This is a genomic window from [Clostridium] citroniae WAL-17108, assembly GCF_000233455.1.
In the GTDB taxonomy this organism is placed as follows: domain Bacteria; phylum Bacillota; class Clostridia; order Lachnospirales; family Lachnospiraceae; genus Enterocloster; species Enterocloster citroniae.
In genome coordinates this window covers 1,914,634-1,928,070 of the sequence record NZ_JH376420.1, presented here as the reverse complement: position 1 = coordinate 1,928,070, position 13,437 = coordinate 1,914,634, and the positions used below count along the sequence as shown (strand labels likewise).

Annotated in this window: 11 protein-coding genes; 10 read left to right on the top strand and 1 reads right to left on the bottom strand. The window is 51.3% G+C overall.

Annotated elements, in window-relative coordinates; genetic code table 11:
- Positions 1 to 5 precede the first annotated feature (5 nt).
- From HMPREF9469_RS08685 to mmsB, 9 genes are all read left to right on the top strand, one after another.
- Complete coding sequence (locus HMPREF9469_RS08685; protein WP_007861042.1) at positions 6 to 629, top strand: DUF4867 family protein; 624 nt, start codon at positions 6 to 8, stop codon at positions 627 to 629.
- Positions 630 to 660: 31 nt separating this feature from the next.
- The gene (locus tag HMPREF9469_RS08680; protein WP_007861041.1) at positions 661 to 2,145 is read left to right on the top strand and encodes an L-fucose/L-arabinose isomerase family protein; all 1,485 of its coding nucleotides are present in this window, start codon (positions 661 to 663) and stop codon (positions 2,143 to 2,145) included.
- 266 nt (positions 2,146 to 2,411) lie between these two features.
- Positions 2,412 to 3,437: a substrate-binding domain-containing protein gene (locus HMPREF9469_RS08675; RefSeq protein WP_007861039.1), complete on the top strand. Its 1,026-nt coding sequence runs from the start codon at positions 2,412 to 2,414 to the stop codon at positions 3,435 to 3,437.
- 10 nt (positions 3,438 to 3,447) lie between these two features.
- The gene (locus tag HMPREF9469_RS08670) at positions 3,448 to 4,941 is read left to right on the top strand and encodes a sensor histidine kinase (RefSeq protein WP_007861038.1); all 1,494 of its coding nucleotides are present in this window, start codon (positions 3,448 to 3,450) and stop codon (positions 4,939 to 4,941) included.
- Positions 4,942 to 4,953: 12 nt separating this feature from the next.
- A complete protein-coding gene (locus HMPREF9469_RS08665; protein WP_007861037.1) occupies positions 4,954 to 6,540 on the top strand; it encodes a response regulator in 1,587 nt (528 codons plus the stop codon).
- Positions 6,541 to 6,547: 7 nt separating this feature from the next.
- Positions 6,548 to 7,606, top strand: coding sequence for a sugar ABC transporter substrate-binding protein (locus HMPREF9469_RS08660; protein ID WP_007861035.1), 1,059 nt, complete (start codon positions 6,548 to 6,550; stop codon positions 7,604 to 7,606).
- A gap of 420 nt (positions 7,607 to 8,026) precedes the next feature.
- Positions 8,027 to 9,226, top strand: coding sequence for a multiple monosaccharide ABC transporter substrate-binding protein (chvE, locus tag HMPREF9469_RS08650; RefSeq protein ID WP_007861033.1), 1,200 nt, complete (start codon positions 8,027 to 8,029; stop codon positions 9,224 to 9,226).
- A gap of 148 nt (positions 9,227 to 9,374) precedes the next feature.
- On the top strand, positions 9,375 to 10,913 hold the full coding sequence (gene mmsA, locus HMPREF9469_RS08645; protein ID WP_007861031.1) for a multiple monosaccharide ABC transporter ATP-binding protein: 1,539 nt from the start codon (positions 9,375 to 9,377) through the stop codon (positions 10,911 to 10,913).
- 3 nt (positions 10,914 to 10,916) lie between these two features.
- The gene (gene mmsB / locus HMPREF9469_RS08640; RefSeq protein WP_007861029.1) at positions 10,917 to 12,092 is read left to right on the top strand and encodes a multiple monosaccharide ABC transporter permease; all 1,176 of its coding nucleotides are present in this window, start codon (positions 10,917 to 10,919) and stop codon (positions 12,090 to 12,092) included.
- A gap of 170 nt (positions 12,093 to 12,262) precedes the next feature.
- On the opposite strand, the gene HMPREF9469_RS08635 is transcribed toward mmsB, so the two are convergent.
- A complete protein-coding gene (locus HMPREF9469_RS08635; RefSeq protein WP_007861027.1) occupies positions 12,263 to 12,490 on the bottom strand; it encodes a hypothetical protein in 228 nt (75 codons plus the stop codon).
- Between the two features lie 339 nt (positions 12,491 to 12,829).
- Between HMPREF9469_RS08635 and HMPREF9469_RS08630 the strand changes: the two genes are divergently transcribed.
- Positions 12,830 to 13,437, top strand: a 608-nt coding sequence (locus HMPREF9469_RS08630) for an Rpn family recombination-promoting nuclease/putative transposase (protein WP_007861026.1), incomplete at its 3' end; no start/stop codon positions are given.

Genomic DNA, 13,437 nt, shown 5'->3' with positions numbered 1-13,437 from the left:
ACGACATGGAAGTGATGGATGTGCGCGGACCGGAATTTAAGGCTTACGGCCGGGTCATAGAAGGATATGATGTAAGCGGACTTATGAAGGCAATGGAATCCACTCCTCTGCCTGACGGAGTGGTTTATGTGGCTTCGGTGCCGGAGCTGGAGGCGCTGTCCGCTGCCAAAGAGCTGGCAGATGGGATTTACGGCCAGATGAAGATCCAGGTGGGGTATTGCAACGGACACAACAGAAAGCTGAATGCCCTGGAATATCACAGGGATTCAGAGGTGAACCTGGCGGTGAAGGACCTGATCCTGCTTCTGGGCAAGCAGCAGGATATTTCGGAGGATTTCACCTATGACACATCAAAGGTAAAGGCATTTCTGGTGCCTGCGGGCACCCTTATAGAAGTGTATGCCACCACCCTTCACTACGCCCCCTGTGAGGCCGGGGACGAAGGGTTCCGCTGCGTGGTGGTGCTTCCCCAGGGAACAAATATGGAGCTGGACCACAGGCCCGTGGACCGGTGCGGAGAGGAAAAGCTGCTGGCAGCCAGGAATAAGTGGCTGATCGGCCATGAGGAGGGCGGCCTGGATGAAGGCGCCTGGATCGGACTGACAGGGGAGAACATTTCCCTTTCATGATCACACAAAAAGAAGATGGAGGATACATACTATGATTAACATGCCTGAGGTGAAGATCGGTATTGTGGCTGTAAGCCGCGACTGTTTTCCGGAGAGCCTTTCCGTAAACCGCAGAAAGGCCCTGGTGGAAGCATATAAAAACAAATATGACGGAGCAAACATTTATGAATGTCCGGTCTGCATTGTTGAAAGTGAGATCCACATGGTACAGGCCCTGGAGGATGTAAAAAAAGCGGGCTGTAACGCCCTGGTGGTGTATTTGGGCAACTTCGGACCGGAGATTTCCGAGACACTGCTGGCAAAGCATTTTGACGGGCCGTCCATGTTCATCGCAGCGGCTGAGGAGAGCGGCAATAACCTGGTACAGGGAAGAGGGGATGCATATTGCGGTATGCTGAATGCCAGCTATAACCTGAAGCTGCGCAATATTAAGGCATATATCCCCGAGTATCCGGTGGGAACGGCAGAGGAATGTGCTGATATGATCGAGGAGTTTGTTCCCATTGCGCGCGCCGTGGTTGGGCTTAGCAGCCTTAAAATCATCAGCTTTGGACCCAGGCCCCTGAATTTCCTGGCATGCAACGCGCCCATTAAGCAGCTGTACAACCTGGGCGTGGAGATCGAGGAAAATTCCGAGCTGGACCTGTTTGAAGCATTTAACCGCCATGCAGGAGATAAGCGCATTCCCGATGTGGTTAAGGATATGGAAGCTGAACTGGGGACCGGGAACAAGAAGCCTGAGATCCTTGAAAAGCTGGCCCAGTATGAGCTGACCCTGTTAGACTGGATCGATGAGCACAGGGGATACCGCAAATACGTTGCCATTGCCGGCAAATGCTGGCCCGCGTTCCAGACCCAGTTTGGATTTGTTCCATGTTATGTAAACAGCCGCCTCACAGGACGGGGGATCCCGGTATCATGTGAGGTGGATATCTACGGCGCTCTCAGCGAGTTCATCGGAACCTGCGTAAGCCAGGATGCGGTAACACTGCTTGATATCAACAACTCTGTTCCGGCAGATTTGTATGAGGAGGACATCAAGGGCAAGTTTGACTACACCCAGAAGGAGACCTTCATGGGCTTCCACTGCGGCAATACCAGCTCCAAGAAGCTGTCCTTCTGTGAGATGAAGTACCAGCTGATCATGGCCAGGGCGCTTCCTGAGGAAGTGACCCAGGGCACACTGGAGGGAGACATTACTCCCGGGGACATTACCTTCTACCGCCTCCAGAGCACGGCTGACAGCCAGCTGCGCGCATATATTGCACAGGGAGAGGTGCTGCCTGTTGCAACCCGTTCCTTTGGCGCCATTGGCATATTTGCCATCCCTGAGATGGGAAGGTTCTACCGTCACGTACTGATCGAGAAGAATTTCCCGCACCATGGCGCGGTTGCCTTTGGCCATTACGGAAAAGCCATCTACGAGATCTTCAAATACATTGGAGTGGATGTGGAGGAGATTGGGTTTAACCAACTCAAGGGAATGCTGTATAAGACAGAAAATCCATTTGCATAAAAACCAAGCGTTATACCGGTATGAATCCATGCAGCCGTAACCAAAGCCCAGGCCATCGCTTAAACGATGGCCTGAAGTTTTGGCTGCGGCTGTATCTGTGTCCTTTTCTTTTACAGGCCGCGGATCTGAAGCAAGGGTGCCCTTGTCAGGAGAAGGTGATTTGCGGCTTGTGCAAAAAAATGCTATCCCACTGCAAGATTATCCTGCTTTTGTTTTAAAGAATTGTTTTGTATAATAATGAAAGACAAGGAGAGGGGGGTGAGGGGATGGACAGGAATAAAAAGAAATTATTCTGGCTGGTATTTGCCGGCCTGTTCAGCATCATGTTTCTCACCCTTTTGACCATTTCCTTTTACGGATACGTGCTTGAAAAGATCGGTGTGGATCATGCGGAAAATATAAGAAGCTATGACAAGCATTTTGTGATGATCGTGGGTAATACGGAATCCCAGTTCTGGAAGGATGTTTACGCCAGCGTAAAGGAGGAGGCAGCTGACCAGAACGCGTATGTGGAGCTGAAGGGGACAAACCAGTCTTCCGCTTATTCCATGACGGACTTCATGGACATGAGCATTGCCGCAAAGGTGGATGGGATCCTGCTGGAATGTACGGCCGAGGAGGCGCTGGAGGAAAAGATCAATGAGGCCACGGACCAGGGCATACCGGTGGTCACCATTTTAAACGATGCCCCCAGGACGGAGCGGAAAAGTTATGTGGGCATCAACCCATATCAGCTGGGACAGGAGTACGCCAGCCAGATCTGGAAAATACTTCCCCAGGACAGGGAATCCCTGCGTATCACGGTGCTGCTCCATGACAATGCCATTGACAGCAACCAGTCACAGATCTTTTACCAGATCAATAACAGGATGGTCACATCTGAGGAGACGGCGGAACGTGTAAAGGTGGAGGAGATCAGGATCTCCTCGGAGCGTGCCTTTGAATCCGAGGAGATTGTTTGGAACCTGTTCCAGAACCAGCAGGGAGCGCCGGATATCATTGTGTGTATGGATGAGGTGGATACCGAGGCGGTATATCAGGCCGTGATCGACTATAACCGCGTGGGGGAGACACAGGTTATCGGGTATTATAAGTCCGCCGCCACCCTGGAGGCGGTCCGGCGGGGAACCATGGCCATGTTTCTTTACATAGACACGGAGCAGATGGGGCGTGACAGTATGCAGGCCATGATGGAGTGCATCAGGGACGGAAGGACCAATTCTTTTTACAGCGTGGGCCTTCAGTTTGTAACCAGTGAAAATGTTTCTTATTTCATAGATATGGATCAGTAGAGGGACATTTATGGGAAAACGTTGGGCGCGGTTCTGGGAAAATCTTCCTATAACCCACAAATTATTTTTGGAGATCGCATTGACGGCTGCTGCGCTGTTTGCCAGCAACCTGTTGATCTATGCCCAGATCAACAAACTGGTGGTAAGGATGGATTCCGTGTACTCCAGCAATGTAAACCTTAATGAGCTGTCCGAATGTCTGGATGACGTGCAGAATTTCATGTACAAGTATCTGGAGGTCAGGGATTCGGATTCCCTCACCGCCTACTACCGGGCGGAACAGGAGTACCGCGACCTGCTAAACGGACTGAATATGGAGATCACGGACAATCCCATCCGCATTCTTGAGAAAAATATACGGAACATGTCGGAGACCTACCTGGTGGTTACGGACGAGGCGGTGCAGGCCAAGAGGGGTCTGAACGTGGAAAAATACAAAAGCTCCTATGAATCCGCCCTGAAGCTTTTTCAGTACATTAACCAGGATATCGATCTGCTTAACGGGCAGCAGTTTAAGAATAACTCCGCCAGCTACCAGACACTCCAGTCCGCCCTGCGGTATCTGGAGATCATCAGTCTTGTGATCCTCTGTATCGTCATGGTCATCAGCCTGGCAGTCATGATGATGCTGACCCGGGATATTGTGACCCCGCTCACCAATCTGGCGCAGACCGCCAAGCTGGTGGGGCAGGGGAACTTCCATGTAAAAGTGACGCCCATCCAGTCCAGAGATGAGCTGGGGATCGTTACAGGAACATTTAACCAGATGGTGGACAGCCTGGACCAGTATGTAAACAAGATAAGGGAAAGCGCGGAAAAGGAGCAGGAGATGCGGGCGCGGGAGCTTCTCATGGAAAATCACCTGAAGGAGGCCCGGCTCAAATACCTGCAGTCACAGATCAATCCCCATTTCCTGTTTAATTCCCTGAACGCAGGGGTCCAGCTGGCAGTAATGGAGGATGCGGAAAAGACATCGGTATTTATTGAGAAAATGGCTGACCTTTTCCGCTACAATGTAAAGAAGGGATCGGAGGACGCCACCATACGGGAAGAGGTGGAGACAGTGGAAAACTACATCTACATCCTGAACGTGCGGTTTGCAGGCGACATCCACTACGATTCCCAGGTGGATGAAGGGGCTCTGGAACACAAGATACCCAGCATGATCTTACAGCCCCTGGTGGAAAATGCGGTTAATCACGGCATACGCGGCATTGAGCGGCAGGGGGAGATCCGCCTGAAGATAGGGGAACAGGAAGACCGGATCGAAATACGCGTGGAAGACAATGGACGGGGAATGACAGAAAAACAGATCCGGGAAATACTCTCAGGGACCCGGGTGGCTAAGGACAGTGATTCCACGGGAATCGGCCTGGGAAATGTGATATCCAGGCTGCGGCTGTACTATGGCACGGAGCAGGTGCTTCAGATCGCCAGTGAGGGGGAAGACTGCGGAACGGCTGTTATCCTCACAATCCCAAACACACACGCCGGGCCAACATAAGGAGGCAGATATATGTTCAGGATATTAGTAGCAGATGACGAAGGGATCATGCTGGAGTCCATCAAAAGCATCATACTTTCTAATTTCGGAAGCGAATGTGAGGTTATGTGCGTGAAAACAGGACGGGCAGTGATCGAGCAGGCAGAGGCTTTCAGGCCGGACATTGCCTTTGTGGACATTCAGATGCCCGGGCTGAGCGGTATCCAGGCCATCAGGGAAGTGCGTAAATTTAATTCATCCATGGTCTTTATCATCATAACAGCTTATGACAAGTTCTCCTATGCACAGGAGGCAGTCAATCTTGGGGTCATGGAGTTTATCACTAAGCCGGTGAATAAAAAGAAAATACTGGAAGTCTGCATCCGGGCCATGCGGCAGGTGGAGGAGGCCAGGCAGAAGCTGAGCGATGACCTGAAGATAAGGGAAAAGCTGGAGCTGGTGGTTCCCATGATCGAGAGCGGCTTTATCTACAACCTTCTCCAGGATGACACGGATATTTACAGAAGCGATTATCTGGACATGCTGGATATCCGAAAACAGTATGGGTTCATGGTGGTGCTGGAATTCGGGGACAGCATGGTGGACGGGCTTATGACCAATGCAGTGGGCGCCAATGTACGGGTAAACAAACACTATAACCAGCTGCGGGAGCTGGTAAAGGATTACTTTGACTGCATCATCGGCCCGATCATGGGGAACAGGATTGTGCTGCTGGCGCCTTTTGACAGTGAGAAGACCCGCTATGAGGAACGGGTGGAGATCATTACCAGGGCCAGGAATATGATCCATAAACTGGAGGGCGCCATTGATATCCGGTTCAGGGGCGGTATCGGCACGGTGAAACCTGTAAGGGATACCAGGGATTCCTACAAGGAAGCGCTTAGGGCCCTGAGGGAAAGTGACAGCCATGTGGTCCATATCATGGACATTTCCACGGTTGCGGACTATGACGGGGAGTACCCCCTGGAATTGGAGGTCCAGTATTTCCAGAGAGGAGTCAAGGCGGACCGGGAAGGGGCTGCGGGCTGCGCCAATGAGTTTTTCGACTGGATGGTGGCCCATGCTGGGAATGTAAGAGCCAACATCGAGGTGAAGGTGCTGGAGCTGGTGATGCGCCTGGAGCAGAAGGCGTGGGAGATGGGCTGTGTCCAGTATGGATTCCGCTACAGGGAGAATTACCTGAATGAGATCCAGGGAGCAGGGGATATGAATGCCCTCCGGCACTGGTTTATTGGGAAGACAAGGGAGATTTGTGAGAATATAAGCACATTCAGGGAACGGGAAAATGAGAATGTAGTCTCCAGGGTAAAGGGGTATATCAATGAAAACTTTGCCAAGGATATTTCCCTGGATGATGTGTCACGGCTGGTGGATATCAGCCCTTACTATTTCAGCAAGCTGTTTAAACAGGAGGTGGGGGAAAACTTCATCGAATACCTGACCCGCACCAGGATCGGGCACGCCAGACAGCTTTTGGGAGATCCCAGGTACAGCATCAAGGAAGTGTGTGTCATGTGCGGGTACAGCGACCCGAATTATTTCAGCCGTATTTTTAAAAAGTACGAGGGAAAGACCCCCAGCGAGTACAGGGAGAGGTGAGAAGCTTATGCGGGGAGAAATATGGAAAAAATTAGGAATTATTACTGTGGCTGCAGCCTTTGCGTGTTCGGTGGTCCTGGGCGGGTGCAAAAAGACGGAGGAGGCCATAGAGACCAGCGGCACGGATGGAGGAAGCCGTCTGCAGATCGGACTCAGCTTTGATTCCTTTGTGATCGAGCGGTGGATCAGGGAGCGGGATGTATTTGTATCAACCGCCAAGGCCCTGGGGGCGGACGTGAATGTCCAGAATGCCAACGGGGATGTGCAGGAGCAGATTGAACAGATCGAGTACTTTATTAAGAAACAGATGGATGTGATCGCAGTGGTTGCCGGTGACTGCGATGCATTGTCGGACGTGATGAAAAAGGCCAAGGATGCGGGAATCAGGACCGTGAGCTACGACCGGCTGATCACCAACGCGGACTGTGACCTGTATATATCCTTTGACAATGAGGAAGTGGGACGGCTGATGGCCCGGTGCTTCCTGGAACACGTGCCTGAGGGCGGCGATATTTTCATGATACAGGGACCTGAGACAGACGGAAATGTGCTCCAGATCCGGAAAGGATTCAACGAAGTGCTGGCCGGAAGCGGTCTGAATGTGGTCTATAAGGCCAACTGCGAGGGATGGCTGGCAGAGTATGCCTTTACCTATGTAAAGGAGGGACTGGCGCAGCACCGGGACATCAAAGGCGTTATGTGCGGCAATGACGATCTTGCCACCCAGGCCTTCCGGGCGCTCTCAGAGGAGAGACTGGCCGGGAAGGTGGTCCTGACAGGCCAGGACGGCGACCTGATGGCCTGCCAGCGGATCGTGGAGGGCACCCAGAATATGACAGCCTTCAAATCCGTGGAGGAGGAGGCCAGACTTGCGGCAGAGTATGCGGTAAAACTGGGCAGGGGAGAAAAACTGGCCGATATCACCAAGACCATTGATGACGGCACCTATGAAGTGCCGTACAGGGAACTGGTTCCCGTGGCAGTGACAAGGGACAACATGGATGAGGTGATCATCAAAGGTGGATTCCATGCTGAGGAGGATGTGTATTTAAATGTGAGAAAATAGGGCGGGACTGCCGGTCATTCAGGAGAATGTACCACTGGGGGACTCCTGTCTGCCGGGCAATGCATTCGTTTATGCTGTCCCTGTACTTTTCCCGGGGGACCTTCCATTTTTCATGAAACCACCCGGCGGCGCGGTCCGCCCATTCAGGGTGGTTTCTCAATTCTGTTATTTCAAATGTGTTCTGTTCCATACTTGCCATCTTTTTTCTCTTGATCAGATTCCCTTATTTTACCACACGGTGCATGATCATGCATGTCCGGAGGATATGTTATATAGCATTTTTTTGCTGTGAAAATGTCCAGCCCTGTCCTCCTCTTTTTTCAAACTCATATTTTTGTGCTACTGGTTCACAAGCAAGTCCTGTGCTGGTTGTGATAGGATAAGAACATCAAAAATAAATGTTTGGAGGAGGAATCATCAATGAAAAAAAGACTTTTTGCAACCGTACTAACAATGGCACTGGCAGCTTCCCTGATGACCGGATGCGGTTCAGGAAAGGCGGCGGACAGTGCGGCGCCGGCCGCGGCTGAGACGGCAAAGACAGAGGGCGGGGAAAACTCAAAGGACGCAGGGAACAGTTCAGACGCGGCAGCGGACAAAGCAGGCACGGCAGCGGACAAGACCGGCCCGTCCGGGGGAGCAGGAGCCCTGATCGGCGTTGCAATGCCCACAAAGGATCTCCAGAGATGGAACCAGGACGGCGCCAACATGAAGGCGGAACTGGAGGCAGCAGGCTATGAGGTGGATCTGCAGTATGCCAGCAATGATGTCCAGACCCAGGTATCCCAGATTGAGAATATGATTTCCAACGGCTGCCAGATGCTTGTAATCGCATCCATAGACGGAAGCTCCCTGGGCGAGCCTCTGGGGCAGGCAAAGGAGGCCGGAATTCCGGTCATCTCTTACGACCGCCTGATCATGAACTCGGATGCGGTTACCTACTATGCAACCTTCGACAACTATAAAGTAGGGCAGAAACAGGGGGAGTACCTGGTGGAAGCCCTTGGACTTGAGACAGCCACAGAGCCAAAGAACATTGAACTGTTCACCGGTGACCCGGCTGACAATAACTGTAACTTCTTTTTTGGCGGAGCAATGGACGTATTGCAAAAATACATAGATGAGGGCAAGCTGGTTGTGAAATCAGGCCAGACCGCATTTGAGCAGGTAGCCACTGCCAACTGGGATTCTGAAAAAGCCCAGAACCGCATGGATACCATTATTGCGGGAAATTACTCAGACGGCACCGTGCTGGATGCAGTGCTCTGCTCCAATGACTCCACTGCACTGGGTGTGGAAAATGCCCTGGCATCCTCCTACACGGGAACCTATCCTGTCATCACAGGCCAGGACTGTGACATTGCAAATGTTAAGAACATGCTCAGCGGCAAACAGGCCATGTCCGTGTTCAAGGACACACGTACCCTTGCAACCCAGGTGGTCAAGATGGTGGATGCCGTTATGCAGGGCGGTGAGGCCGAGATCAACGACTCCTCTTCCTATGACAACGGTACAGGCGTGATCCCCACTTATCTGTGTGAGCCGGTGGTTGTCACAGCTGATAATTACAAGGAAATGCTGGTGGATTCCGGTTATTACACCGAGGATCAGATCAAGTAGATCAGCATTCAGAAGCGGATTCCCCTGCCTGTAAAGCGGCGGGGGAAAACAAATTTCAGGGACGGCTGATGCACCAAAGCCTGTCTGGACCATCAGGCACGCAGGGCAGGGCCGTCCCAAACTTAAATTTGTTCAGGGAGGGAGAGCGTTGGCAAAAATACTATTGGAAATGAAGAATATCGTGAAGACATTTCCGGGCGTAAAGGCTCTTGATAATGTTAACCTGCAGGTGGAGGAAGGGGAGATCCATGCTCTGGTAGGTGAAAACGGCGCCGGGAAATCCACGCTGATGAATGTACTCAGCGGCATTTACCCTTACGGAAGCTATGAGGGCCATATAATTTATGACGGCGAGGTATGTAAATTCAGCCGTATCAGTGACAGTGAGGAAAAGGGCATTGTGATCATCCATCAGGAACTGGCTCTGGTGCCCTATATGTCCATTGCTGAGAACATGTACCTTGGAAATGAGAAGGGAAGAAAATACGCGATCAACTGGAATGAAACCTACGGGGAAGCGGACGAATACCTGAAAACAGTGGGGCTTTTGGAATCCTCCCATACGCTGATAAAGGATATCGGGGTGGGGAAACAGCAGCTGGTGGAGATAGCCAAGGCATTGGCAAAACATGCGAAGCTGCTGATCCTGGATGAGCCAACGGCTTCCCTGAATGAGGATGACTCCAGGGCGCTTTTGGAACTGCTCCTTAAGTTTAAGTCCGAGGGAATGACATCCATCATCATCTCCCATAAACTCAATGAGATCGCATATGTGGCGGATAAGATCACAGTGATCCGCGATGGCTCCACCATAGAGACACTGGACAAAAAAACAGATGCCGTTACTGAGGACCGGATCATTAAGGGAATGGTGGGGCGGGAGCTGGTGGACCGCTTCCCCAAACGTACCGGCGTCCATGTGGGAGAAACCGCCATGGAGGTGCGGGGATGGAATGTATACCATCCGCTGTATTCTGACCGAAAGGTGGTGGACAATGTATCCTTCCGTGTGGGAAAGGGCGAGGTGGTTGGAATCTGCGGGCTTATGGGAGCAGGGAGGACAGAGCTGGCCATGAGCATTTTTGGAAAAAGCTACGGCACCAATATTTCGGGAAAACTGTTTATTCATGGAACGGAGATCAAGCTGCATTCAGTGCGGGATGCCATCCGCCATAAGCTGGCTTATGTGACCGAGGACCGGAAGGGGAACGGCCTGATCCTTTCCAGCGCCATTAAAACCAATACGACCCTTGCCAATATGGAGGCGGTGAGCAGGCATACGGTTATTGACAAGGACAAAGAGTACATGGTGGCGGAGGAGTACAGGGACAAACTGAAAACAAAATGTCCCTCCGTGGAGCAGAATGTGGGGAATTTAAGCGGCGGGAACCAGCAAAAGGTGCTGCTGGCCAAATGGATGTTTGCAGAACCGGACATTCTGATACTGGACGAGCCCACCAGAGGGATCGATGTGGGGGCCAAGTACGAGATCTATTGTATCATCAACCAGCTGGCAGCCGGGGGGAAGTCCGTTATCATGATCTCATCTGAGCTTCCGGAAGTCCTTGGAATGTCTGACCGCATATATATCATGAACGAGGGCAGGATAGCCGGCGAGGTAAAGGCGGAGGAAGCCACCCAGGAATACATCATGTCCTGTATCCTGAAATCAGATAAAGGAGAGTAGAGTATGGAGAACAAGATAAAATTATCTGAGGTGTTAAAGAAATATACCATGGTCATTGTCCTGGCCGTGGTCGTAATCCTTTTCACTGTAAATACAGGGGGAAAAATGCTTCTGCCCCAGAATGTGAACAACCTGATCGCCCAGAACGCCTATGTGTTCATCCTTGCAACCGGCATGCTGTTCTGTATCCTTACAGGAGGGAATATCGATCTGTCCGTTGGCTCCGTGGTATGTTTTGTGGGAGCCATCGGAGGGAGTATGATGATCAATATGGGAATCAATCCCTACCTTACGCTATTGGCTATGGCCATGATCGGCATGGCAGTTGGCGCATGGCAGGGATTCTGGATCGCCTATGTGAGGATCCCTCCCTTTATTGTTACCCTGGCAGGGATGCTTATGTTCCGCGGATTGTCCAATGTGGTGCTTCAGGGAATGACATTATCCCCCATACCGGATCCGTTCTTAACCCTGTTTAATACATATGTCCCGGATATCTTTGGCATGGAAGGCCTGAACATGACCTGTATGCTGGCCGGGGTTGCGGTCAGCCTGATCTATGCGGTAAGCAGCCTTTACGGACGCATGAAAAAACTGCAGAAGGGATACCGGGTAGACCCACTTGGGGGAGTGATCGCAAAGATCGTGATCATAAGCGGGGTGGTCCTGTTCTTTACCTTCAAGCTTGCCCAGTACAAAGGGATCCCCAATGCGCTGGTCTGGGTCAGCGTGATCATCGGAATTTACAGTTATATTTCCTCAAAAACCACCACCGGCCGGTATTTCTATGCAGTGGGCGGCAATGAAAAGGCCACCAGGCTTTCAGGCATAGATACCAACCGCGTGTATTTCCTGGCATATCTGAACATGGGGCTTTTAGCCGCAGTGGCCGGAATGGTTACCGTGGCAAGGCTTAATTCCGCCAATCCCACGGCAGGCAACAACTATGAGATGGATGCCATCGGCGCCTGCTTTATCGGAGGGGCATCCGCCTACGGCGGTACGGGAACCGTGCCCGGCGTGATTATCGGAGCCACCCTTATGGGCGTCCTGAATCTGGGAATGAGCATCATGGGCGTGGACCAGAACCTGCAAAAGGTGGTAAAGGGCGCGGTGCTGCTGGCAGCGGTTATCTTTGATGTGGCGAGTAAGAGGAAGTCGTTTATTGTGAAACAGTAGGATCAGAACAATCATATGTTGCAGGCAGAGGGCGGAACATGGAATTGTCTGCAACAGATAGAAAGCCAGGCTGGATTTCTCCGGCCTGGCTTTCCATCTGTGTTTTGATGAATTTGTTTTGATGAATTTGTTTTGATGGTTTGTGTCTTAATGGTTTGTGTTTTAAGGGGTTACTTCTTCATGGTCTCTTCCTCAGGCGTGCTGCCCTGTGATCTTGGGGTGCCGTCACAGTTACGGTTGATCTGACAGTAATGGGGGCAGCCTCCGCATGCCTTGCCTCCTACGGGCATTCCTCGTTTACGGGAGTCCTCGATCAGCCAGTAGGCTGCTCCGATCACGGTGAATACAACAAACATGATAATCCATTCGGCCAGGGTGATACTGCTTATAAATTCCATGGGGTACCTCCTTTAAAATAAGGCGTACTCTCGGGGACTCCGAGAGTATATTGAAATATCAATAACAATTCTGATTACTATTATTATGACATCTATAGCCATATATGTCAAGTTGATTCTTGCCTTTAGTTTCTGTCAATATAGCATTTCAGCAGCACCGGAGCAAGAATATAAGAAGGATTTAGAATTAAAAATGCTTGCTTCACCGGATTCCTGGTAGTATGATAATCATATCTTAAAAAATCATAGGGCATTCGCCCGATCGGCATATCGCCGGGATTTTCCAAAGAAACCTTAACAAGGAAATCATTGTATGTTAAAATGAAGGGAGAAGGAAGTATGAAACAAAAGACAAGAAAGCCGCTGGGGGAACTGAACCTGCTGAACCGATTTCTGTTTGGTGAGGTGATGGAGGATTCCGAGACATACCAAGGTGTTTTGGAGATTATCCTGGGCCACGAGGTTAATTTACGGGATAACACCCAAAGCGAGAAGGAGATACGCACCCTGCCCACGTTCCGTGGGATCCGTCTGGATGTGTGGGGACAGGAGGAGGACGGAACGATCTACAATTCTGAGATGCAGGCATTCAACACAAAGAACCTGCCCAGACGCAGCAGATATTACCAGTCCGTACTGGACGCAGGGCTCCTGGAGCCGGGAACCATTGATTTTAACCATCTGGCCAATGTGTACCTGATAACCATAGCGCCCTTTGATCTGTTTGGGAAAAGACTCTGCCGATACACATTTAAAATGAGGTGCGAGGAGGATGATTCGTTGCGTCTGGAAGATGGGGCGGTGAGGATATTCCTGAATACCAGGGGAGAGGGGGATGACCGCATCTCCCCGGAGCTTATGGCGTTTTTACGGTATGTGGAACACTCTACAAAGGAGAATGCCGCGGCAGTGGACAGTCTCAGGCTCAGGAAACTCCACGACCGTGT